Below are 24,104 nucleotides of genomic sequence, written 5' to 3' on the forward strand. Positions count from 1 at the left end.
ATTCAGTCCGCCGAGAGCTTGAACGCGTACAGCACGTTGCCAGGCAGTTGACCGAACATGGCATAGCCTGACTGCACGTACAGCCAGTCTCCCGCGAGCAGTTGGCCGTCAACATCAATTGCTCCTCCATGACCTGTTACGCCGTTGACGGTGGTAACGGGCGTCGCGGTAGCGTATTCCCAGAGCACCTCGCCGTCTTCAATGGCATAGGCGCGTAACACGCCGTTGAGCCCACCACTGAACACCAGATCCTCGGTAGCGGTCGCTGCTGATGAGAGGCCATAGTAGAACGAGCAGTTGTACTGATCCTCCAGCGGCCGATGCTTGCCGGTACGCATATTCTGCAGTCCCACCAACGGCTTATCTTCGTCCGCAAGATAGCAGCCGCGTTCCACCCCCTGAAACCAGAGTACCTCGCCACTGCGTACATCAAGGGCGTGAATCCCGGGGCGTGGGTCGTAGCCCGGTCGCGTGCGTTCCGGATCGGCGGCGGGCACCAGCAGGCGCTCCCCGGCGAGTGCCATCCCCCAGTGGATTCCACCGTTGGTAGTGGTCTGATGAAGGTCCGGCCCCAGGGCGGCATTGCTCACCCGGGTTTTCCACAGCAGTTCGCCATTCATGTCGAGCGCCATGGCATCTCCTGACTTTTGGCCCACCAGTAATAGCTCGCTGCCGTCATCGAGTTTGGCGTGGACGATCGAGGCCCCGATATCGAAATCGCCGCCGGCATTTTCTGGGCAATTGGTACCGTCGTTCAAACAGGCCGCGTTCCAGACATCGTCTGCGGTTGCCTGGAAATGCCACACTGTCTCACCGGTATCGAGATCGAGCGCAATTACCGCATCGGAGGTCGCGGTGGCGGGGTGGGACAGGTTTTCGCCGGTGCCGATATATAAGCGGTTGCGGGCGGCATCGATGGTAGGTGTGCTCCAGACGGAGGCGCCGGACGGGCCCAGTAGGGGCTTACCGTCACTGGTTTGGCCCTGCAAGATAGCGTCCGCGGTGGCATGCCACTCCCACAGGCGATCGCCATTGGCGAGGTCCAGGGCCACCACGCCGCCGTGTGATTCGCAGCAAACATGATTGGGGTTGCCGGCTGCCGCAACTTCGTACGATGAGATCGGCACATACAAACGATTGTCGTGATGACTGATTGAGCCGGTAATGGTCGAGGTGCTGAACAGGCGCATATCCGCGCGCCAGCGAATGTCCAGGGATTGGCTGTCCACGGCATAAACCACTGCCATTGAATCTGCGAAGACCAGTACCGGCGCTGAATCTCCCGGAACGACGGTGATTGCCGAGCGAATGCCACTGGCGACTTTAGTATGGGCGTGAACACAGCCACGCTTGCGATCAATGGCGTAGAGCCGTCCTGTCTTGTCGCCAAAATACAGCGTGTCACCGACCACAGCTGGCTGGGAACGCATATCTGTGACTTTGGGAAACGCCATGGCCCAGGCCAATTGCAGCGATCCCACGTTGTCGCGATGAATATTGGTGCGGCCGGGTCAACGAAGCGCCTGTTGCCGTCCCCCTGGCCCCAGTTGCTTACAAACAATGTGGGCGAAGAGGTGTCTGGCGTATCGCATTGCTGCTGGGCCATCCAGTTGAAATCGTCACTCTCTGCGCCACTGAGGTAGATGGCGATCAGCCCGCGCTCTATGTCAGCAAGATGGGCGGCCATGGGCTGCATCTTGCCGAACTTCATGGCGACCATCACCGAATCCAGGGAATAGCCTGCGAGGGCCTCGCGCGTAGGGGCGTGCATTTGCGGGTTGTCGTGACAGCTGGCGCAGTGCTCGTTAAACAAGCGCTCGCCAAAAAAGGCCAAGGGCAGTTTGTCCGCATGCTGAATGGCAAGACCTTCAATTGTTTTCAGCGGCTTATCGGCACTGAAGAACCAGATCGCGGCTGCCGCGGGCAGCGCCACCAGCAGTAGCAGTAGTTTTTTCACGGGCGCTCCAGGGCAAAAGCAATGAGATAGTCGCTCTGGGGCCGACTGAACATAGCGTGGCCCCCGCGTTAATGACCACGTACTGGCGGCCGCGATAGGTATAGGTCATGGGCGTTGCCGTCGCATCCACGGGCAGTTGATGGCGCCATAGCACTTCCCCGGTGGTGGTATCGAAAGCGCGAAACTGGCGATCCATGGTGGCACCGATGAAAAACAAGCCCCCGGCGGTGGCAATGCCGCCGCCCAGGTTGGGTGTGCCCCAGTCCAGGTGAAAGGGCACTGGGAAAGGTGCCATATCGTGTACAGAGCCCAGCGGTTTCTCCCACAAGGTCTTGCCGGCAACAAGGTCTACGGCCACCAGCTTGCCCCACGGTGGCGGGCTGCAAGGAATGCCCAGCGGCGATACCAGTGCGCCTACTTCCACATCGTAGGGTGTGCCACGCATAGGGACGCGCATGCGTGCACCAGCGGCAGGATGGTCACTGGTGGACTCGCCCCTCGCTTCTGCGCGGGGGACCAGGCGGCCGCTAAACGGTGTGGTGTTGACGTTGACCAGCAAAATACCGCTGTCTTGCAAAATGGCGCCGCCGCCCCAGTTGGCGCCGCCGAGGCTGCCCGGGAGCATGAGGGTCAATTTCTCACTGAGTGGCGTGAACAAACCCAGGTTATCCAGTGCCGACAATTGCCGGGCGCAGTCTGCCTTGTCCCAGGGGGTCAGACCCCAGGCCTGTTCGGGCATAAGGAACGGGTCCAGCAGGGGTGGCGGGGCAATGGGTTTCGGCTGGGTGGGTGCGGTGTGTTCGCCGGGTATTTGCGAAGGCGGTACCGGCTGTTCGGTGATTTCCCAGAGGCTTTTGCCGGTGCGGCGATCGAGTACGAATACGAAGCCCTGTTTGGTGGGCTGGGCAAGCGCCGGAATCTGTTCGCCGTGCTTTTGCCACTCGAAGAGAATGGGCTGGGCCGGGGTGTCGTAGTCCCATAAATCGTGACGCACATGCTGGAAATGCCAGCGCACCTCACCGGTGGTGATATCCAGCGCGACAATACTGTTGGCGTAGCGATTGTCGCCGGGCCGGTTGCCGCCGTAGTAGTCCGGCGAGGGGGCGCTGGTGGGCAGATATACCAGGCCCAGGGATGCATCGATCGACATGGGGGCCCAGACATTGGCACTGCCGCTGCCACTGTGGCCTTCGAGTGGGTCAAACCCCCACAGGCGCTCGCCGGTGAGGCTGTCAAAGGCCTGGACCTGCCCCCGGGGCGATTCGGCGTAGTGGAAATCGATAACGGTTGATCCACTGACGACAACGCCCGCCGCAACGACCGGCGCCGAAGAATTGCTGACCTGGTCGGCGCCGCGCTCGCGGCCAAACTGAGTCACTTCGCCGTTGTTGCCGAAGTCTGTACAGCGTTTGCCTGTTAGAGCATCGACCGCGATCAGGCGCCGATCGTGCGTATTGGTAAACAGGCGATGGCGACAGGTTTGCTGCTCTGTGAGGCGCGGCTCTTCGTAGTACGCAACGCCGCGGCAGCGGAAGGGTCGCTCTCCGCTGGTATCGATGTCCGGGTCAAAGCGCCAGCGAGGTTCGCCCGTGCCTGGGTCCAGGGCAATGATTTCATTGAACTGGGTGCAGTACACCAGGGATTCACCAGCAGCCGCAGGCAGCAACAGGGGTGTGGACTGAGCGGAGGTCTGGGGCATGAGCGCCGCGCGGCGCTGTTGGTCGCCGCTGCGGAACATCCACGCCACGTCCAGATCGGCGACGTTCTCGCGAGTGATCTGGTCGGCGGTCGAGAAGTGCTGTCCGCCCGGGTCGCCTCCATAGTGGCGCCACTCGTCGGCCTGCGCCGCGAAGGCGGCGCACACCAGGGCTGTCGCGAGACCGGTGCGGCGCATTAGTCTGCCAGCGGTGTGATGCGCAGCAGGGTAGGCACGGCACCTTCTGTCTGCCAGGTGGGGAAGTGGGAATTGCTGGTGTAGATCGCCCCATCTTCTTCAGACACTTCAATATCGCGCGTAAAGAAGCGCTGGCGCGGCATGGGATAGACCTTCCAGCTTTCGCTGGCGATATGGAAACCGAGAATGGTGTCAGACTGGTTGCCGTTAACCCATACGACGTCGCGTTTGCGATCGACGTTAAGCGCATAGGGGAGTTCGTTGACAACCGGAAGCTCGTAGTCGGTGAATTCCTGCTTGCGCGGGTCGTACTTCACGAGCAATGAATTCTGGAACGCCACAATCCACAGATTGCCCTCGGCGTCGGCCCGCAGTCTGCGCGGTCCCTCGTAGGGGAAATCAATCATCGTGACTTCGCCGCTGTCTGGGTCAATGTGGGCGAGATCATTCGCGTACAGCCGCGCAACCCAGATACCACCGTCCGGAGCGACATCAATCCCATAGGGCATGGGCAGTCCTGTGGACTCACGGTCGGGTGAGGGCAGGGGGCGATCTTCCGGGTCAATGCTGAACAGTAACGGCAATGCCTTGAACATCAGCCATTCTTTGACACTGCGAGCGGGGAGGTCGTAAAGCGTGAACTCGCGGGTGTCGCGATCAAACTTTGCGACCTGGGAGGATAGTGCCAGGGTAAACCACACATCGTCATTGGCATCGGTGCGAATAGTGTGGGGATACAGGCCGCCTGGCATGTCGTGAATGATGAATTCCTTTTTGGTGACATCAAACTCCAGCAGCGCCTGCTGCATGGAGGGCGTGATAAAGATATTGCCGTCCGAGGGTGATACAGCGAACGAGTGGACCCCCATATAGTTGTGCATTTTCGGGAACACTTCGAAGCGGTTGCCCAGAATGCCGCCGAGGCGGGCGTCTTCGTAGTGAGGTACTTTGTATACGGTGTATTCACCGGTGTCGGTGTCGATCTCGTAAATCCGGTCGAACAGGTTGTCGCCCACGTAGACATAGCCATTGGGGTGAAGCAGAAAATCATGCATCTGGGAGAATCCATCACCGATGGGCCACTCGGTCATCTCTATGTCTGCCAGGTGGCTCTCCCAGCGGCGCGGCAGGGGCACCTGGTCCGGGTTTTCACGCAGTTCGCGGTATTCAGACTGCATCATTTCGGCAATGGGCAGCTGGTCATCGGTGGGCAGACGGGCACCATAGGTATTCATGCGCTGGATTACGCTTAGCCACTGTTCTACGGTGCGCTCATTGCGCATAAAAGGTGAGGCCTGTTGGTGACAGAAGGCACAGTTGAGCTGAAACACCTGCTTGAGTTCCTGATCGCCGCCGAAGGTCAGCTGTGACAACCATACATTCGACGGGTAACTGGCATAGTGCTCCTCGTCGCTCATGGGCGCCAGTGCCACTGTGGCGGTTGGTGCGTCCAGGTAGGCATCGCGATAACCCTGGGCCCGCACACGATAGCTGAATTTACCGTCCTGGAAAATATCGACCTGGCCTTCAGCATCGCTAAATCGGGTGACGGTAACCGCGGCTGTGTTGCTGGTGCCGTCGGGTGTGTAGCCATCATCGCTGAGGTCCGCGACGGGCACTTCCAGCGGGGTGCGGGTGACCATGGCCTGGGCAAGAGGCTGGCCCTGGGCGTCGGTGACGAGCAGTGAATCCGCGTGGGCGGCGGCCGAGCACAGCAGCAGGGCGATAGGCAATAGGGAGCGCATCGAGTAGTCCTTCCAGATAGAACCTTTATTGTGGCAGAGCACAGCTGAATTGCCATTGCCCTCAGGTGCCAGGGCCTATGGCAATGCGCGCCAACGGCTGCCGATGAAGGCGTTCACTGGTATTCTTGGTGGCTGTAATAAGGGGGGTGAAATGAAGGAATGGGGCCATGTTGCCTGACAAGGAGCGCGAGGTGAGTGTCAGCCTGACCCTGGCGCTGCTGGATGCCATGCGTCTGGCGGGTGAGGCCGAGCCTGAGGCCCTGCTGGGCGAGTTGGGCATTGATGCCCGGCTGCTTGAGCGCCCCGAGAACCGCATCAGTTTTGATCAGCAGCAGGCGCTGTGGCAGCAAGCGGTGCAACGCTGTGGTTCGCCGGAATTTGGTCTGCAGTTTGCCCGAGCGATTCAGCCCGCCAGTTTTGGCCTGGTGGGGTATATGGTCATGAATTGCGGCACCATTGATGCCTGCCTCGATGTGATCGTTGAGTACCAGTTTCTCGCCGGGCAGGGCGGCAGCTTTGTGCGCAGCGAGTGCGATGGCTATCCCGCGCTGGAATACCATGCCGTCAACGCGGACGATGCGGTAACAGCCCATCGTGTTGTGGCAATGTTTGCATCGATTGTGGCGCTCGGTCGCTGGTTGGCTGGTGATGCCTATGTGCCGCTACGATTGCAGTTGTGCGTACTGCCAGGTGATAAACCTGCACCATTCAGTGAATATTTTCACTGCCCTGTGGCCGGTGGCAGCAGCGCCAATCGTTTGGTGTTCTCACCTGAGGTGCTGGCTCTACCAATTCCTCACGCCAGTGCGGAGCTGTTGGCCTTGCTGACGGAGCGCGCTGATCGCGTCCTCGCGACGCCGGCGCTGGAGCCAGGCGTGGCTGCCCGGGTGGCCGGTTTAATGGCGTCACAACTCACCCAGACCCTGCCTGCGAAGCAGGCGATTGCTTCCCAGATGGGCATGAGTGAACGCACCTTACAGCGGCGTTTACAGGAGGAGGGGACCAGCTATCAGCGATTGCTCGACCAGACGCGCCATCAACTGGCACTGGAGTTACTGGGCAATCGTGAGATATCACTGGCGACGGTGGCAGGGCAGCTTGGTTTTGCCGAACCCAGCGCATTTTATCGCGCTTTTCGCAAATGGCAGGGTGTTACCCCTGGCGACTATCGCCAGGGGCTGGAGGCGGGGAGGTCGCGCTAGGCGTTAGTGCGCAGCATCAGGCGCTTGAACACAATGGCGTTGTGGTCGTCCGCGTCGCGTTCCGGCTCTTCAGCCAGTTCCACATCAGGGAAGCGCGTAAACAGTTCACACATGGTCAGGTACAGCTGGCGCTTGGCCAGTGCCGCGCCAATGCAGAACCTCGGCCCATAACCGAACATGGCGTCGGGATTAAATTCCCGCTTCACGTCGAATGTTTCCGGTGAGTCATAGTAGGCAGGGTTGTAGTCCTTCAGGTGCGGCATCATCAGCACCATGACGCCTTTGCGCAACTGCTCGCCCATAAACTCCATATCATTCGGCGCATAGCGTGCAAAGCCCATTTTGGACGCGACGCCCCAGCGGTTGATCTCGGAGAAGGCGTTGGAAAATGCATCTGGAGATTCCAGTGCCGCTGCTACCTGATCCTTGTGTTTGAGCAGTGAATACACCGACCACTGCTGGGCCACCAGGGTGGTATCGGCGCCGGCACCGATCAGTGCCAGTACCAGTGTCACGATGTCCCACTCCTTGAAATTCTCGTTCTCTTCTTCGATTTTCAACAGTGTGGACAGAAAATCATCCTGCTCAGGCTGGGCCCGACGTTCAGCGATCACCTTGAGAATGATATCGATGGCTTTGTTGCAGTCCTGGCGCGCGGCCTCGCGCTGCTCATCGGAGATGGTGGGGTTCCAGGTCTCGGTAAAGGTCAGGATCACTTTGCGTATTTCCGGCCAATACTTCTCGGGGATGCCGACCATCCGGGTAATGGAGATAAAGGGAATGTGCTGGGCGATATCTTCGATGTAATCGAAAGTCTCGGGTGATCCCAGCTCGTCGAACAGTTTCTCCACGTCCGGCTTGATCTTTTCCTGGATCTTGTCGACCACGTTGCGTGAGAACGCCGGGGAGACGACTTTGCGCACCAGGCGATGATGGCCGTGGTCTGCCAGCAGGCTGTGGCCAATCATGGCGCGCTCAAAGTTGCTCCACTTGTCTTCACTGGGGCGCTCGGGAGCGAATTCCCAGTCATAGAAATCGGACGACAATGGCTCCGTTTTCCAGCAGGCCATGATGTCTTCCATGCGCGTGACAATCCAGGCCTGCCAGGGCTCGTACCAGACGATGGGGCCGCGCTCGGCCAGGGCCAGGCACTGCGACACGGGGTCATTCATGTACTCCGACGAATGGGGGTTAAAAATTTCTGCCACTGGGGGCAGGGCGGTTGCAGCCTCCGACATAGTCGTCTCCGGGATTATTATGCGATAGCAAAAGTATACATATGTCTACTTTTGCCGCAAGTGACAGATCGTTCATTTACTGGTGCGTATGAGCTTTTATACCTGAACAAATCGTGAGCGGAGAAAAGGAGGGCGAGCACACCATCGCAAAGCCGCCAGCAAGGACGGCTGGGCCTGGTAGAGGGTGCAGAGCGGCAGTTTGGGTTAGTCGTCGCCCAGCAGGGCTTTAAGGTGTGCTTCCACGCTGCGCGCCAGCGCATGCAGGTCGTAGCCGCCCTCGAGCGAAGAAACGATCCGGCCATCAGCGCTGGCCAACGCCTGTTGGCACAGCTGCCGGGTGACCCAGGCAAAATCCTCATCGACCAGTTGGAAGTCTGCCAGGGGGTCTGCCTGATGGGCGTCGAAACCGGCAGAGATGAATATCAATTGGGGGCAAAGGCCTCCAGTGCCGGCAGCCAGTGGCTGTTTACGGCGGCGCGGAAAGACTCGCCGTCACTGCCTGCGGGCAGCGGCGAATTGACCACATTCGCCGCTTCGCAAGCTTCGCCGCTGTGCGGGTAAAAGGGGTGTTGGAACGTTGAGCAAAAAAGAATCCGCTCGTCGCCAGCCACGATGTCCTCTGTGCCGTTGCCGTGATGAACATCAAAATCGACGATGGCCACGCGCTCCAGGCCGTGGTGTTCGAGGGCGTGGTAGGCGCCCACAGCGATGTTGTTAAACAGACAGAACCCCATAGCTTTGTCGCGTTCCGCGTGGTGCCCGGGCGGGCGCACGCCGCAGAAAACCTGACGGGTCTTCTCGCCCATCACCAGATCCACTCCCTGAATAACAGCGCCCGCGGCAAGCAGCGCTGCCTGCAGGGAGTAAGGGTTCATGGTGGTATCGGGATCGACCGACACCGAGCCGATTTCCGGCGATTGAGCGAACAAATGATCTACATGGCGGCTGCTGTGGGCATGCAGCAACTGGTCGCGTTGCGCGGCCGAGGCGTCATAGCGTTGCAGCGCCATATCCAGACCGCTGGCTATCAGTCGGTCGTTGATGGCGCTCAACCTGGCGGGCTGCTCCGGGTGGTAGCTTCCCATGTCGTGCAATTCGCAGGTGGGGTGGCTGATGTAGGCAATATTCATGATGCGCTCCATGCTCAGGGTGATCTTGCACCCTGGCCGTGTTGCAGGCAAGAAGCAGGACAGATTTGTGCCTATACTTTGTTCCGGATCATTCCTTGGGGGCGGCGCAGGGGCACTGGCTGACGGTCACAATGCGAAAACATTATCTGGAAAGCCTCTTCAGTCCCGATGCAGTGGCTATGGTGTGCGATGAAGCGTATGCCACCATCGGCGAACAAGTACTGAACAATCTTCGCAGTGGGGCGTTTGCCGGTGCTATTCACCTGGTGACTGCGGGTAAGCACAAACTGGCCGGGTACAAACCCAGAGCTGCCCTAGCGGATCTGGACGGCCCGGTGGCATTGGCTATTGTCGCAGCGGGGGCAGAGCATCAAGCCGACATTATGCATGCCTGTGGCGAGATCGGGGTCAAAGCGGTGGTGATCCTCTCCGGTGGCTTCAGCGAGATGCAGGAGTGCGGCCTGGCATTCCAGAACGAACTGGTCGAAATTGCCCGCCGCTACCACATCGCCCTGGTGGGGCCGCGTTGCCTGGGCATTGCAAGGCCGCGTAACCATTTTAATGCCACCTCGGCTCGCAGTCCGATTCGCGAGGGCAAGGTGGCGCTGGTCACCCAGTCTGGCGCATTTTGCTCGGCCATTCTCGACTGGGCGGATGACGCCGGTTTTGGCTTTTCTGCGGTCGCATCATTGGGGGCCACGTCAGACGTCAAACTCGGCGATGTCCTCGATTATCTCGCACAGGACCCCCATACCAGCAGCATTCTTCTGTACGTGGAACGCATTACCAATGCCCGGCTGTTCCTCAGTGGCCTGCGCGCAGCGGCGCGACTGAAACCGGTTGTGGTCATCAAGTCGGGTCGCAACGATGCCGGTGCCCGGGCGGCGGCCAGCCAGATGCAGACTCCCTTGGGGCGCGACGAGGTGTTTGATGCGGCCATACGCCGCGCTGGCGCTGTGCGTGTCACTATTGTTCATCAGCTCTTTGCCGCCGCCACGATTCTGGCCTCGGGGGCAAGGGTAAAAGAAGGTCGTCTCGGGGTGGTGACCAACGGCGGAGCACCCGGGGTTATGGCGGCGGATTGGGCCGGTGATGCCGATCTGGCGCTGGCCCAGTTGTCCGATGACACCATGGAGCGATTAAGCGATGCTCTTCCCGACTACTGGACCTGTTCCCACCCGGTAGACATTCTTGGTAATGCCGATGCCGAGCGTTATCAAAAGGTGGTTGCGGCACTGCTCGATGATCCCGGTGTGGACGGGGTACTGGCGCTACTGACACCGCAGGGCTTTACCGATGCCTCGGCCTGTGCAGACGGCGTGATTGCAGCCAGCACCAAGGCCCGCAAGCCCGTGCTGGCATCTTGGATGGGGAGCAAGCTGGTGGACGAGGGGCGCAAGAAACTGACCGCAGCGGGTATCCCACAATTTATGTCCCCGGAGGCCGGTGTGGATGCCTTCAACTATCTCGCGCGCTATCGGCGCAATCAGCGCGCGCTATTGCAGGTGCCTGAACCCTTATCGGAACACCCCGACCCGGACGTGCATGGCGCCAAGACAATGATTGACCACGCCCTGAGCGAGGGGCGGAGTACGCTGACGATGGCCGAGTCGCGTGCTGTATTGCGGGCGTTCCATATTCCGGTGTTGCCGAGCATGGTGGCCGCCAGCGCTGCCGAGGCACTCATTGCCGCGGAGAACATCGGCTTTCCCATTGCGATGAAAATTGTCTCCCCGGACATTGAGCATAAGTCTGAGGTGGGCGGCGTGCGGCTGAATATCAGTGATTCACGGGCCGTGGCGGCAGCGTACGAAGAACTCATGCGCGATGTGGCGGATCGCGAGGGTGATGCCCAGCTGTGTGGGGTTTGTATTGAGCCGATGGTGGATCGGCCCCATGCCCGGGAGTTGTTGGTTGGTATCTCCCGGGACCCGGTCTTCGGGCCGGTTATCCATATGGGGCCGGCTGGCACGGCCGCCGAGGCGCTGGCCGGGAAAACCCAGGTCGCGCTGCCGCCGCTGAATGACTTCCTGGCGCGAGAACTCGTTGATCGCACTGCTGTGTCGCACTATCTGCGTCAATTTCGGAAAATGCCGGCGGTTAATATGGCTGCACTCTCGGAGGTCTTGCAGCGGGTGTCGGAAATGGCCTGTGAACTGCCTGTGATAAGCCGATTTGAAATCAACCCACTGCTGGTCGATGAGGCCAGCGCGGTTGCGGTAGAGGCGAATATTCATGTCGCGGCGGACAGTCTGGCCACGGATCACTACGGCCACATGGCGATCCACCCGTACCCTGCCGATATGCAAAGTCGCTTGCAGCTGACCGATGGCGCCGAGATTCTGATGCGCCCGATTCGTCCCGAGGACGGCCGCAGTGAGGAAAATTTTGTCGCCAATCTATCCGCGGAGAGTAAGTACTTCCGCTTCATGCATGGCCTGGATCGGCTCACGCCCAGCATGCTTGCCCGCTTTACCCAGATTGATTACGACCGGGAGATGGCGCTGGTTGCGATCCAGCAGAACAGTGCGGGCGAAGACACCTTTATCGGCGTGGTGCGATACGTCACCAACCCTGATGCAAATTCCTGTGAGTTCGCCCTGGCGATCGCCGATGAGTGGCAGTCACATGGCCTGGGCCCGCGTTTGATGGAGCGGTTAATCGATATCGCCAGAGAACGGGGCCTGGAAACTATGATAGGCGAGGTGCTGGCCCAGAATGCCCGCATGTTGCGCATGTGCAAGCGGCTGGGCTTTCGCGCCCTGCGCAGCCCCGAAGACCCGGAAGTAGTGGAGGTTACGCTTCCTCTGTAATGCGATCGCAGTTAGGGCAGGTGCGCAGGCTGAGCACAACGGTGGCACCAATGGCCATCAGCAAGGCAGTGCCGACTCTCAGGGTGGTGCTCTCCATGGCAAAGGCGATCGACGCCCCGCCTGCGGCCAGCATGGAGAGAATGGCTATAGCTTTAGAGCGCTGCGAAATGCAGCGCTGCTCTTCCCAGTTTCTGATCATCGGGCCGAACAACTCACTGGCCATTAATCGCTGGTGCCATTTTTCCGAGGAGCGGGCAAAGAACCACGCGGCGAGCAAAACAAAGGGTGTACTGGGCAGCACCGGCAGCACAATGCCGGCCAGCGCTAGGCCAAGAAAAAGAAAGCCCAGTGGTTTGTAGAGTTGGCGTTTCATGCGAACGGCATTTCCGGGGGACCAAAACGACTATGCTATCGCTAATGGCCAGTTCACGCATCCAGGTACTGGTCTTCGACACCAACTTCCAGTAAAACGTAGGACATGACTGCCAATCACTTGCCCGCCCAGGACCGCACCGCCCTTGTACTCACTGGCGGCGGCGCCCGGGCAGCCTATCAGGTGGGTGTATTGCGGGCAGCGTCCGAGGTCCTTGAAAAACAAGCTCACAACCCTTTTTCCATTATTACCGGCACCTCCGCGGGCGCGCTCAATGCCGTCGCGCTTGGGGCGTCCGCCAGTAACTTCCGCCTCGCAGTCAAGAAGGTGGAGGAGATCTGGAGCAACCTGAGTGTCGATCAGGTGTACCGTTCCGGCTATCTGGACCTGGCGGGTAGCGTACTTCGCCTGCTGGGCTCCCTCTTTCACCGGGGCACCGGGATCCGCAAACCCCTGGCACTGCTCGATACCGCGCCACTGGCGGAGTTACTGGCATCGTCGATTGACTTTGACACACTGGAGAAGCGCCTGCGAGGTGGTCAGCTCGATGCCATTGGTGTCACCGCCTCCAGCTATCACACCGGCGAATCGGTGACGTTTTACCAGAGCGACCTGGATGGCAGTGTTCTATTGCCCTGGCGCCGCTCCCGGCGTCGCGGAGTGCCGGCAACACTGGGTGTTGAGCACCTGCTGGCGTCGTCGGCGATTCCGGCCATCCTCCCGGCCACGCAGGTGGACGGTGCCTATTACGGCGATGGTGCCCTGAGGCAGGTGTCACCCATCAGCCCGGCGCTGCACCTGGGTGCCCAGCGGATTATGGTGGTGGGGGTGAGTGGTAATCCCAGCCATGAGCCGGCCGACGTGCGTGAACCCCATTCGCCTTCGTTGGCTAAGATGATTGGCCACGTATTCAACAGCGCCTTTATTGATGCTCTGGAAAGCGACATGGAGAACCTGCAGCGCATCAATGAACTGGTGGGCATTGTGCATAATGCCGACCCCAGCGCGGAAACTGGTGAATCCCGGTTGGTGGACTTTCTCTGCATTAACCCGTCGATTGAGATCGACCAGGTGGCCTCGGATCACCTGCATCGCCTGCCATCGGCCATGCGTACGCTGTTGAATGTCACCGGGGCCACACCCAAAGGCGGCGGCACCAGCCTCGCCAGTTACCTGTTGTTTGAGGGGGCTTTCTGTCGGGACCTGATTGAGTTTGGTTATCGGGACGCCCTGGATCAGCGGGATATGATCGAAGCCTTTTTCCACCCGCAGCCTGAAATCATGCTCTGACCCCAGCTGTGCTACCATCGGCTCCAGTTTTGTCGTTAGCAGGTGTGAAGTGAACCGGTTTATCGTCGTGTTCGGGGTGGTGCTCGTAACCTTGTTTACCGTGGAGATGCTCAATCCTGTGCAGGAGCATGTCATCGTGCCCTTTACCACGGGCCTGGCCAAGCTCAGTGCGGCGTTGATTTCGCCGTTTGATGAAAACGTCATCGCCTACGGCAAAATCCTCCAGTTCCAGGACACTGGCTTTGCAGTGTCGATCGAGGCTGGCTGTAATGGGGTAGAAGCCACTATTGTCCTGATTGCCGCGGTGCTGGCGTTCCCTGCCACCTGGAAACAGCGCTCAGCGGCGATTCTGCTAGGATTTGTGGCCGTTCAGGTGATGAATATTGCCCGGATTATCAGCCTGTTCTACCTCGGTGACTGGGACCTCGACATTTTCGGCTGGGTGCACCTCTACCTGTGGCCGGCCCTCATCATGCTCGATGTGCTGGTGGTATTCATCTTCTACCTCCGCTATTTGTCCAATCGCGAGGAAGAGGCCCATGTCGCCGCTGCCTGAGAACCGCCATCTGCGGCAGTTCCTGCTGTTTGTATTTGCGCTCATCATCCCCTGCTTTGCGCTGTGGACGGTGGCGGCGGATATGGTCGCCATGCCTGTGGTCGGCCTGAGCAATATTATTCTCGGTAACTGGTTCCCCTATGCGGTGGACTCCATTATTTTCCAGAATTCCGATGTGTATCTGCTGACCCAGTTTGGCGAGGCCGGTGGCCGGCCGGTGCCAGCTGAGCAGTCCGAATATCAGTTCGGTTTCCAGATTAATCCGGCCATTCTGTCGTACTCCTTGCCGTTCTACGCCACGCTGCATTTCGCTACCCAGAAAGATGAATACCTCACCAGCTTCCTGGCCGGCGTGCTCATTCTCTATCCCTTCATTTTATTCGGGCTGGTGAGCCTGTGTATGAAGGACCTGATGGTTAACCTCGGCGCGCTATTTATGGAGCACCCTGGGGTATTCATTCCCAACGGCAATGTGATTGGCCTTCTCTACCAATTGAATGTGTTGATTGTGCCCACCGTGGCACCCATTGCGGTTTGGGCCTGGCAGAGTCAGAACACCGATTTGTTCACCAGTATTCTGGGAACGCGCCAGGAGGTCGCTGAAGAGGCGTAACGCTGTTATTTTGCCACCGGATTCGGTGTTGCATTTTGGCAAGCAACTGCTACATTTCGGCGCCTTCGGTATCAACCGTAAAACGAAAGGGGCACAGACTCCTGTAAAGCACACTTGTCTACAGAGGATTCGTACATGTTTGAGCCCCGTTTCAGGCTGCGGGCAATTGCCGTCGCAGTCAGCACCGCCATTCCCTTTTCTGCCTCAGCGCAGGACGCTCGCCCGGTCTTTGAAGAGGTCGTGGTTACCGCCGAGAAACGCACCGAGAGCCTGCAGGACCTGTCTCAGGCCGTCACCGCGCTCTCTGGCCAGGATCTCGATGAGCGTCAGATCACGTCATTCGTCGATCTCAGTGCCGTCGCACCCGGCGTCAACATCGCCAAGAACGAAGGCTTCAAGACCGTTATCACCATTCGCGGTGTCGGTAATGAGGCCAACCAGAACGCCATTGCCAACCCCTCCGTGTCTTACCACCTGGATGGCATTTACGTGGCATCGCCCTACGCTCTGCAGACCGATTTCCTCGACCTGGAGCGTATTGAAGTGCTGCGTGGCCCCCAGGGCACCCTGTTTGGCCAGAACTCTACCGGTGGCGCGATCAACGTGATCACCCAGGCGCCCACCCTTGATGAGGTGTACGGTACTGCCGATCTGACGCTGGGTAACTACGACTTGGTCCAGGCCCGTGGCGCGATTAATGTGCCCATGGGTGACAAAGTGGCCCTGCGTGCCAGTGTCTCAACCAACAAGCACGATGGATTCTCCGAGAACGTGGTTCTCAACCAGGATCTGGATGACCGCGACAGCATCTCCGGCCGTGTGCGCCTGCTGATCGAACCTTCAGCGACGTTCCGCGCGCACCTGACAGCGCAGTACTTCGATGAAGATGTGAACGGTGCCGCGCAGAAGGGCCTGCTGGATGAAACTCGCGACCCCCGCAAACTCCGTCAGGATTCTCTCGCCGAGTACCAGCTGACCTCTGAGCTGTACAGCGCGGTGCTGGAGTGGGACCTGGATGCCTTTACCGTGAAGTCGCTGACAAGCTACCAGGACGATGACATCCTGATCCGTCGCGACAACGACCGCCACGACCTGGACAGCCTGCCGCCCTTCGCGCTGCTGCCCAGCTTCTATGATGCCGAGACCAACGAGCAGACCACCTTTACCCAGGAGATCAACCTGATTTCCGGCGACCCACTGTTCGGCAAGCTGGACTGGGTAGCGGGTGTGTTCTACCTCGACACCGAGGTAGATATCAGCATCCTGGAGCGTCTGGACTTCGGCTTTGACGGCACCTTCGATCCCTTCACTGTGGAAGATGTATACAATTTCGACGGCGACTTCGGCTTCATCTCCGACTCCAAGCCCGAGCGTGATTCCGTGTCCGTTTACGGTCAGGGCACCTGGCACTTCAACGATACCTGGCGCGGTGTGTTCGGCCTGCGTTACACCGAAGACGAGGTGTATTCTGAAGTCACCAACTTCTATGGTCGCGACGGCACCGACATTCTCGAAGTGGAATCCGACAAGGTCACTGGCCGTGTCGTACTGGAGCATGATTTCGGTGACGCCACCATGGGTTACGTCTCTTACACCCGTGGCTTCAAGCCCGGCGGTTCCAACCTGACTTACGGTCGCGAAGATGAAATCGCCCCGATCGTGGTGCTGCCCACTTATGACGAAGAAGTGGTCGACGCCTTTGAAGTTGGCCTGAAAACCGACCTCGCTGAAGGCCGCGTTCGCCTCAACGGTGCCGCGTTCTACTACGACTACGAGGGCCTGCAGTACCAGGCGACTGACCCGGAGGTTTTCCAGGGCGGTGTAGGCAACATTCCCGAGTCTGAAATCTACGGCGCCGAGCTCGAATTCGCCGCCTTCCTGACCGACTCGCTGGTGCTGGACGCGCGCATGGCCTGGCTGGAAACAGAAATCACCGCCGACCACGACGCCCTCGACAACGTCGCTTCCGACGCGGCCACCAACGCATTGCTGGGCCAGGGCTTTGACCTGTTCAGCCCCGAGATCCAGATCGCCCGTGCGGCCGAGATCGCCAACGTCAAAGGCAACGAACTGGCCAAGACGCCTGGTTTTACCGGTAACCTGGCCCTGAGCCATGACGCTACTCTGGGTAGCTGGGGTGACCTGCGCAGCGTACTGCAGTACACCTACCGCGGTGACTTCAAGCACCGTATCTTCAACAACGATGTCACTGACTCTGTCGACAGCTACGACGTGATCGACCTGATCCTGGGCTTCCATCCGGCTGATGGCGACTGGCGCGTCGAACTGATCGGCAAGAACCTCACCGACGAAGACGGCATCAACGCCCGCTTCACCGACGTATTCGGTGTGGGCGCCACTGGTGACGAGCTGATCGCTCCGCGCCAGTATATGGTGCGCTTTGGCCTCGACTTTTAAGTTGGGCTAAGGTCATCTGAGAGAAAGCGTCCTTCGGGGCGCTTTTTTTTGTCTGGCAGTTTGTGGGGATCTTTACTCATCGGCATAGGAACAGGACGGGGTTTTCGAAACCACTGCTAGTCATCCATGAGCGTTTCGGCGTGCGGCATCCATGCCTCCCGACGATTTCGAAAACCCCGCCCTGTCCCCATGCCTAGTCCCGCAGGTAGTCTCGGGGTAGCGATGATTAGATTTCGAAAGTTACACCGACAGCATTAATCGAGGCAGCGGGTGAGCTTAATTGCAGTCGCAGATAGCTCCCGTCGATAGGTGGGCTGAGTTGAAGGTTAGATTTATTTGATCATTGACAGAGGTGTAGAGCTCCAATTCCGCTTCTGAAATTGTCGGGCGCCATGGATGGCCTTGCAGCGGTTTCAGAAGGTGAATTGGAGCTCTATGCCGGCGGGTCAAGAACCGCACAACACTGCGGCTCTCAACGACGGCTTATGTCAAGCCAGTTTGAATAATCTGCCGGCCTAAAAGAACGCAAACTTCGCAACAAATATGGTGGTAAGGAACCAGGCTCCAAATGAGACATCATTGGCCCGGCCAGCAAATACCTTGATGACGGTGTAGCTGATAAAGCCCACCGCAATACCATTGGCAATCGAGAACGACAGCGGAATCATGATGATGGTGAGCAGGGCGGGGGTGAGCTCAGTGGCGTCGGAGTAGTCCAGTTGTTCCATGCCCGACATCATCAGCAGTGCCACATACACCAGCGCGCCAGCAGTCGCATAGGCCGGCACCATACCCGCCAGTGGGGCGAAGAACATTGCCAGCAGGAACAGCAGGCCTACCACGACCGCGGTGAGGCCAGTGCGTCCGCCGGCGGCGACACCCGCGGCACTTTCCACGTAGCTTGTTACCGGGGCACAGCCGAACAATGCGCCGACAACACTCGAGGAAGAGTCCGCCTGCAGGGCCTTGTTCATGTTCTGGATTTCACCTTCTTCATTGACCAGGTGGGCGCGGGTGGCTACACCCAGCAGCGTGCCTGCGGTGTCGAACAGGTTCACGAACAGAATGGCAATCACTACGCTGACCATGCCCACTTCCAGGGCGCCGGCGATGTCTAGCTGCATGAAGGTGGGGGCTATGCTCGGGGGGGCGACACAATGCCCTGGTATTCCACCAGGCCGGCCACCAGCCCAATGACGGTAATGAGCAGCACGCCCAGCATGATGGAGCCAGGTACCTGGCGGACCGAGAGTCCTGCGATGAGCAGGAAGCCAAGGGCGCCGAGCAGGGGTTCCGGTTGGGTCAGGTCGCCCAGGGAAATCAGGGTGGCCGGGTTGTCGATGATCAGTCCGGCGCTCTTGAGGCCGATAAAGCCGATAAACAGGCCGACACCGGCGGCCATGGCCACGCGCAAATCCTTGGGAATACTGTTGAGCATCCAGGCGCGCAGCGGGGTGACACTCATGATGACAAACAGGATGCCAGCGATAAATACCGCCCCCAGAGCCACCTGCCAGCTGTAGCCCATCTCGCCGACCACTGTGTAGGTGAAGAAGGCGTTCAGGCCCATGCCCGGTGCGAGGCCGACGGGCCAGTTGGCGTACAGGCCCATGAAGATACAGGCCAGGGCGGCCGCCAGACAGGTGGCGGCAAAGCTGGCGCCATGATCCATGCCGGCTGAAGCCATCATCTGTGGGTTCACAAAGATGATGTAGGCCATGGTAATGAATGTGGTGAGGCCTGCGACCAGCTCCGTGCTTACGCGGGTCTGGTGGTGCTCCAGTTTGAACAGTCGTTCCAACAGTGCTTGCATAGTGGGCCTGATTACCTGTGCCTGAAAAACCGCAATAGTGTCACAGTCGCCGATGGCGGGAAAGGCGCGGGGATGGGGAAGGCGGTATTCAGGCGGGCCGGAGATAGCTGAAGCGGGGTTTGACCTCGCCGTCGCGTTCCACGGTTTCCTGCCACATGGCTAGTGGCCTCACCCACAGGGCGCGTTCACCGTATTGGGGGCGGTAAACTACCAGTGTCTCCTCGGTTTCAGAGTGTGTGGCCAGGCCGATGAGTTCGTACTCGTTGCCTTTGAAGTGCTGGTAGATACCCGGCTGTGGGTCGCTCATGGTGTGCCTTTTAACATATGTTAATGATGCTCAGGGGTCGCGTCCCTAAGCTTGCGTTTGATTCGGGAGAGTGAGACAGCATCGATACCGAGGTATGAGGCAATATGGCCCTGGGTGACTCGGTCGCTGAGATCCGGTTCATTGGCGAGTAGCCATTGGTAGCGTTCTTCAGCATTACAGGTCAGCAGGACCGCCTCACGCTGCTGATTGCGCAAGAAAGCCTCGGTGAGAAACACCCGGTACAGGCGGGCGATCTGCAGATTCTGATCGGCGGCATCTAGCAGGTCATTGAGATGAAAGCTGATCGCCTCGACAGGCTCCAGACACTCGATGGAGAAGGGTGCGGCACCGCCGGAAATGGCGGCACTCACGGGGCCGGCGATCTGGCCCGCGCGAATAAAGGATTTGTTGCGTTCTCGCCCTTCCGGCGTGGTGTAGAAAAGGCGTACCAGCCCCGTGTTAACAACGTACAGGGTGTCGCTGACATCGCCGGCGTGAATCAGGAATTCGCCGGCGTCACAGTTAACCGGGGCCATGCGTGCCAGCCAGGGTAAATCCGCTGGCAGGTCATGCAGGCCCCAGCGATGCAGCCACTGGTTGCGAGTAGTATTGAAATCCGCTGCGCTCATGGCAGCAGTATAAACCGAACCAAGGTGAAAGGAGATTGAGATGAACGACGTTGCTAACGAAATTGTGATGAACATGGACAAGGCCGAAGATATTCTGGCCCAGCCGGAAGATGTCGCCGCCATCCGTGTGGATCGCAAGAACAAGCTGGCGGCGGCCCTGCGCCTGTTCGGCAAGTTTGGTTTCGACGAAGGCGTGGCGGGTCACATTACTGTGCGTGACCCGGAGCACAGCGACCACTTCTGGGTGAACCCCATGGGCAAATCGTTCAAGCAGATGAAGGTGTCCGACCTGCTGCTGGTCAATCACAAAGGTGAAGTGGTGGAAGGTGAAGGTCTGCTCAATGGCGCAGCGTTTACCATTCACTCCCAGATCCACATGTCCGACCCCTCGATTACCGCAGCCGCGCACTCACACTCGGTGTACGGCAAGGCGTTCTCGTCATTGGGCAAGACCCTGGCGCCGCTAACCCAGGACGCCTGTGCCTTCTACGAAGACCACGTGCTGTTCGATGATTTCTCCGGCGTAGTGCTGGATAACAGCGAAGGCGAGCGTATCGCAGCCGCCCTGGATGGGCGCAAGGCGGCGATTCTGCAAAATCACGGTCTGCTGACCGTGGGCGAAACCATCGACGCCGCCGCCTGGTGGTACATCACCCTGGAGCGCAGCTGCCAGGCGCAGCTGCTGGCCGAGGCGGCAGGCACCCCCAAACCAATTGAGCACGATGTAGCGCTGGGTACGCGCGACACTGTGGGCTCGGCGCTCGCAGGCTGGTTCAGCTTCCAGCCGCTGTACGATGTGATTATCGAGGAGCAACCAGAGCTGCTTGACTGATCTTGACGGCAGTTCCGGGTTGACAACAACCCGGTCGCGATTACTCTCTGTAAGGCCCTCCGCGTGAGGGCCTTTTCAATTGCACGGAGAAGGTAATGAGCAGAATCAGTCGCCGCAACATTATTAAGGGCCTGTCAGCCACGGCCGTCCTGCCGGTGGTGGGCTGTGCCACGGGGCCGGGAGCATCCGATATCAATGGGGCCACGTTTTCCCACGGCGTTGCCAGCGGCGACCCCGACCAGAGCAGTGTTGTGCTCTGGACCAGGGTGAGTGGTGCCTCCGGGCCGGTGACAGGGCGCTGGCAACTCGCCAGTGATCCCCATTTTGCGCAAGTGGTAGCCGAGGGTGACTTCAGCACCGATGCCTCGCGCGACTGGACGGTGAAAGTGGTGCCCGACGGTTTGTCGGCGGGCGAACGCTTCTACTACCGGTTTAATGTCGGTGACATCTATTCACTGCCGGGACGCACCCGCACACTGCCCAGCGGCCATGTGGAGCGTCTTGGCCTGGCTGTCGCATCCTGTTCCAACTACCCCTTCGGTTACTTTAATGCCTATGAAGCGATTGCCCTGGATCAACAGGTCGATCTGGTTCTGCACCTGGGTGACTATATTTACGAATATGGTCCCGATGGTTACGGCGGCGAAAGCGGCGCAGCGCTGAATCGCAATCACCAGCCGCCGCGGGAGATTCTCAGCCTGGCGGACTACCGCCAGCGCCACGCCCAGTACAAAGCCGACGCTCAATCGCAGGCTATGCACAGCAATCACCCTTTGATTGCCATCTGGGATGACCATGAGATTACCAATGACCCATGGATGGATGGAGCGGAAAATCACCAGCCTGAAACCGAGGGCGACTGGACGGCGCGCAAGCAAATCGCGCTGCAGGCCTACTATGAATGGATGCCGATCCGCGAACCTGGTGCCGGCGGAAATCGGGCAGAGTACTGGCGGCACTTTGGCTACGGCGATCTGGCCAGTCTGATTACGCTGGAAACCCGGTTGACGGGCCGCAGCGAACAGCTCAACTACGAAGATCATCTGGAACAGCTGCAAACCGCCGATGATGTGCGCCGTTTTTATCGCGAGGATTTATGGGACCCTTCGCGGGAGCTGTTATCCGACGCAGGCAAGGCATTCACCGGCGAGGCATTGGCTGAGTCGGTTCAGGCGGGCAGGTCCTGGCGCATTCTCGGCAACCAGATTCTCATGGCGCGCTGGCTGGCACCGATAATTACCGATCAACAGCTTGCGGACATGGGCGTCGAGCCCGGCACCACGCTCTATGAGTATGCGCATCGCTTCCGGCCGCTGGGTGAAGCGGGCCTGCCGCTCAACCTCGATGCCTGGGATGGTTATCCCTATGCTCGTGAAACCTTGTATGGCATGGCCAGTCAGGCAGGTGCGAACGACCTGCTGGTGTTGACCGGAGATACTCATGCCTTCTGGCAGAACCAGCTGTTTAACGCCGCCGGCCAGGCGATGGGCGTTGAGATTGGTACTTCTGGTATTACCTCTCCCGGGCCTTTCAGTGGGCTGGGTCCGGAGCAGGCTGCGGCGTTCGATCGGGTATTGGCAGACGCCAGTCCGGACGTGCTGTGGACCAGTGGTCAGACCAACGGCTATGTGCGGCTGGTGTTGACGCACGAGGCCGCCACGGTCGACTACATGGGCGTGAGCAGTGTGGTCTCGCGCGACTACCGCCCCGCCAGTATTCGTCAGGTGCGTATCGAAAAATCCGGCAAGTCGCTTAGTTTCGCCTGATCTCCCACCATTCATCGCTGGAATCGCGCGGTTCGTCGCAACCCGCGCCAGCGAAGTAACTTTTCTTCTCCCCAGTCGTATAGTCCGTGAATATGGACAAACAATTTCAACAATGGACGATCGCCCACCAGGAGCAGAGCTGGTCAATGGCCCGATTTCTACTCAAGGACGAGGCCGAGGCAGAGGACGTAGTGCAGGATGCATTCATCCGCCTCTGGCAGCACCGCGACACGCTCTCGGAGGCGCGGGTGAAACCCTGGTTACTGCGTGTAACGCGCAATCTCTGCCTGGATCGACTGCGCCTTGAGCGCCCTCGAGCAGACTCCGGGCCGGATGAATTGGCCGGGGGGGAAGAGCCGCTTGCAAGTATGCAGCGCAGCAGGGAAGGGCAGGTACTGCAGGCCGCCGTAATGGGCCTGGACGAACCCTACCGCTCGCTGGTCATCATGCGCGATGTGCAGCAGCACAGTTATGAAGACGTGGCGGCCACGTTGGAATTGAGCCTGCCCCAGGTAAAGACCTACCTGCACCGGGCGCGAAAAACACTGCGGGAACAACTGACGGAGTTGCGACCATGACGGAAAAACCAGACTTGCACAGTGATGAGTGGGAGCAGGTGCTGCAGCAGGCCCTGGCTGATTTGCCTACCGAGCCTATGCCGGCCAGCTTGCAGAACAAGCTGCAGCGGATTCCCCGCGATCATGCCGAGCGTCACCCCTGGTGGCGTGCCAGCTGGTTGCGTCCAGCCTTCGCGTTTGGCGTGATTGCCGTGCCCCTGGCTGTGGCGCTCATGGCGCAGCAGCAACAAATTCAGCGGCAGGAACAGCAACTTGCCCAGGCCCAGCAGGATCTGGCGATCGCGCTGACCTATTTGCAGAAAGCCAATGAACAAGTCGCCAGTCAGATGGCGGCCAGTATCGGTTCGGGTGTGGCCCGGCCGGTAACGGACACAACAATCCAGGTGATTGAAAAGCCCCTGGACACTACTCGGGAGTACGAACTATGAGAACCTTGATTGCAATTGTTACCAGCTGTTTGATCAGTGTTGCAGCCCTGGCGCAGGACTATGAAAGCATGCCGGGCTATGTGGACTTCGGCACCATGAACGAGATCTACGGTGAACCCCGGGTGATGATCAATATCGGCGGACCTCTGATGCAGTTACTGTCTGCGGCAGCAGCAGCCTCTAAGGACCCGGAAGCGGCCGCGATTATGCAGGGACTGGAGGGTATCCGCGTGAATGTCTACGATACGGGCGGTAATCTGGCGCCGGCGCTGGAACGCATGAATCAGGCCAAGACCATCCTGCAGGCCGCCAACTGGCAGCCCATTGTGCAGGTGCAGGAAGCGGATGAGCAGGTGCAGATGTTTACCCGGGTGAATGCCGACAACATGGAAGGCATGGCCATTATGGTGGTCAACCAGGAAGAGGCCGTGTTTCTGAACATTCTTGGCAATATCGATCCCGCCCAGGTGAGCAAGGTGATGGAGCAGATTAACGTCGATGTTGACGTCGACACGGAGTAAG

General features: G+C 59.3%; 21 protein-coding genes and 1 pseudogene. 12 read left to right on the top strand and 10 right to left on the bottom strand.

The genetic code is table 11. The annotated features are described in order from the left end of the window. Positions 1-2 precede the first annotated feature (2 nt). Entirely contained in the window at positions 3-1,454 is a 1,452-nt protein-coding gene (locus BST95_RS07080) for an outer membrane protein assembly factor BamB family protein (protein ID WP_240500273.1), read from the bottom strand. Between the two features lie 137 nt (positions 1,455-1,591). On the opposite strand from BST95_RS07080, the gene BST95_RS20390 reads away from it, so the two are divergent. Further along, positions 1,592-1,942, top strand: a complete 351-nt coding sequence (locus BST95_RS20390) for a hypothetical protein (protein WP_240500274.1) — start codon at positions 1,592-1,594, stop codon at positions 1,940-1,942. Here BST95_RS20390 and BST95_RS07085 read toward each other — a convergent pair. Both BST95_RS07085 and BST95_RS07090 read right to left on the bottom strand, forming a co-directional pair. Next, positions 1,887-3,851, bottom strand: coding sequence for a pyrroloquinoline quinone-dependent dehydrogenase (locus tag BST95_RS07085; protein ID WP_240500275.1), 1,965 nt, complete (start codon positions 3,849-3,851; stop codon positions 1,887-1,889). The genes BST95_RS20390 and BST95_RS07085 overlap by 56 nt on opposite strands. After that, complete coding sequence (locus BST95_RS07090) at positions 3,851-5,596, bottom strand: Vgb family protein (RefSeq protein ID WP_084198688.1); 1,746 nt, start codon at positions 5,594-5,596, stop codon at positions 3,851-3,853. Before BST95_RS07090 ends, BST95_RS07085 begins: the two co-directional genes overlap by 1 nt. Positions 5,597-5,763: 167 nt before the next feature. On the opposite strand from BST95_RS07090, the gene BST95_RS07095 reads away from it, so the two are divergent. Beyond that, the gene (locus BST95_RS07095; RefSeq protein ID WP_084198689.1) at positions 5,764-6,798 is read left to right on the top strand and encodes an AraC family transcriptional regulator; all 1,035 of its coding nucleotides are present in this window, start codon (positions 5,764-5,766) and stop codon (positions 6,796-6,798) included. Here the strand turns inward: BST95_RS07095 and BST95_RS07100 are convergent. Beyond that, positions 6,795-8,036, bottom strand: coding sequence for a cytochrome P450 (locus BST95_RS07100; RefSeq protein ID WP_169843872.1), 1,242 nt, complete (start codon positions 8,034-8,036; stop codon positions 6,795-6,797). The genes BST95_RS07095 and BST95_RS07100 overlap by 4 nt on opposite strands. A 204-nt stretch (positions 8,037-8,240) precedes the next feature. Continuing rightward, positions 8,241-9,178: pseudogene (locus tag BST95_RS07105) on the bottom strand (histone deacetylase family protein). Positions 9,179-9,297: 119 nt separating this feature from the next. Here BST95_RS07105 and BST95_RS07110 point away from each other — a divergent pair. Beyond that, positions 9,298-11,979 carry a bifunctional acetate--CoA ligase family protein/GNAT family N-acetyltransferase gene (locus tag BST95_RS07110; protein WP_084198691.1) on the top strand — a complete coding sequence of 894 codons (2,682 nt, stop codon included), beginning with the start codon at positions 9,298-9,300 and terminating at the stop codon, positions 11,977-11,979. Here BST95_RS07110 and BST95_RS07115 read toward each other — a convergent pair. Continuing rightward, positions 11,963-12,352: a YbaN family protein gene (locus tag BST95_RS07115; RefSeq protein ID WP_084198692.1), complete on the bottom strand. Its 390-nt coding sequence runs from the start codon at positions 12,350-12,352 to the stop codon at positions 11,963-11,965. The genes BST95_RS07110 and BST95_RS07115 overlap by 17 nt on opposite strands. A gap of 105 nt (positions 12,353-12,457) precedes the next feature. Between BST95_RS07115 and BST95_RS07120 the strand changes: the two genes are divergently transcribed. From BST95_RS07120 to BST95_RS07135, 4 genes are all read left to right on the top strand, one after another. Beyond that, entirely contained in the window at positions 12,458-13,642 is a 1,185-nt protein-coding gene (locus tag BST95_RS07120; protein ID WP_084198693.1) for a patatin-like phospholipase family protein, read from the top strand. Positions 13,643-13,691: 49 nt separating this feature from the next. Further along, complete coding sequence (gene xrtH / locus BST95_RS07125) at positions 13,692-14,198, top strand: exosortase H (RefSeq protein ID WP_084198694.1); 507 nt, start codon at positions 13,692-13,694, stop codon at positions 14,196-14,198. Further along, a complete protein-coding gene (locus BST95_RS07130) occupies positions 14,182-14,811 on the top strand; it encodes an exosortase H-associated membrane protein (protein WP_084198695.1) in 630 nt (209 codons plus the stop codon). The genes xrtH and BST95_RS07130 overlap by 17 nt, the downstream gene beginning before the upstream one ends. A gap of 135 nt (positions 14,812-14,946) precedes the next feature. Continuing rightward, entirely contained in the window at positions 14,947-17,229 is a 2,283-nt protein-coding gene (locus tag BST95_RS07135) for a TonB-dependent receptor (RefSeq protein WP_084198696.1), read from the top strand. A gap of 515 nt (positions 17,230-17,744) precedes the next feature. Here BST95_RS07135 and BST95_RS21495 read toward each other — a convergent pair. From BST95_RS21495 to BST95_RS07150, 4 genes are all read right to left on the bottom strand, one after another. After that, on the bottom strand, positions 17,745-18,353 hold the full coding sequence (locus BST95_RS21495) for an NCS2 family permease (RefSeq protein WP_276205920.1): 609 nt from the start codon (positions 18,351-18,353) through the stop codon (positions 17,745-17,747). Between the two features lie 11 nt (positions 18,354-18,364). Next, positions 18,365-19,042, bottom strand: coding sequence for an NCS2 family permease (locus BST95_RS21500; RefSeq protein WP_276205921.1), 678 nt, complete (start codon positions 19,040-19,042; stop codon positions 18,365-18,367). 88 nt (positions 19,043-19,130) lie between these two features. Further along, the gene (locus BST95_RS07145; RefSeq protein WP_084198697.1) at positions 19,131-19,349 is read right to left on the bottom strand and encodes a DUF1653 domain-containing protein; all 219 of its coding nucleotides are present in this window, start codon (positions 19,347-19,349) and stop codon (positions 19,131-19,133) included. 20 nt (positions 19,350-19,369) lie between these two features. Further along, positions 19,370-19,978, bottom strand: a complete 609-nt coding sequence (locus tag BST95_RS07150) for a Crp/Fnr family transcriptional regulator (protein ID WP_066057558.1) — start codon at positions 19,976-19,978, stop codon at positions 19,370-19,372. 40 nt (positions 19,979-20,018) lie between these two features. Here BST95_RS07150 and BST95_RS07155 point away from each other — a divergent pair, with 40 nt between their 5' ends. From BST95_RS07155 to BST95_RS07175, 5 genes are all read left to right on the top strand, one after another. Then, positions 20,019-20,810 (top strand): class II aldolase/adducin family protein, encoded by a 792-nt coding sequence (locus tag BST95_RS07155; protein ID WP_084198699.1) that lies wholly within the window; start codon positions 20,019-20,021, stop codon positions 20,808-20,810. A gap of 95 nt (positions 20,811-20,905) precedes the next feature. Next, positions 20,906-22,576: an alkaline phosphatase D family protein gene (locus BST95_RS07160; RefSeq protein WP_084198700.1), complete on the top strand. Its 1,671-nt coding sequence runs from the start codon at positions 20,906-20,908 to the stop codon at positions 22,574-22,576. 92 nt (positions 22,577-22,668) lie between these two features. Further along, positions 22,669-23,154, top strand: coding sequence for an RNA polymerase sigma factor (locus tag BST95_RS07165; protein ID WP_146004172.1), 486 nt, complete (start codon positions 22,669-22,671; stop codon positions 23,152-23,154). Next, positions 23,151-23,582, top strand: a complete 432-nt coding sequence (locus BST95_RS07170; protein ID WP_084198702.1) for a hypothetical protein — start codon at positions 23,151-23,153, stop codon at positions 23,580-23,582. Before BST95_RS07165 ends, BST95_RS07170 begins: the two co-directional genes overlap by 4 nt. After that, positions 23,579-24,103 (top strand): DUF4252 domain-containing protein, encoded by a 525-nt coding sequence (locus tag BST95_RS07175; RefSeq protein ID WP_084198703.1) that lies wholly within the window; start codon positions 23,579-23,581, stop codon positions 24,101-24,103. Before BST95_RS07170 ends, BST95_RS07175 begins: the two co-directional genes overlap by 4 nt. Position 24,104: the final 1 nt, after the last annotated feature.

The sequence above is a fragment of the Halioglobus japonicus genome, from assembly GCF_001983995.1.
GTDB lineage: Bacteria > Pseudomonadota > Gammaproteobacteria > Pseudomonadales > Halieaceae > Halioglobus > Halioglobus japonicus.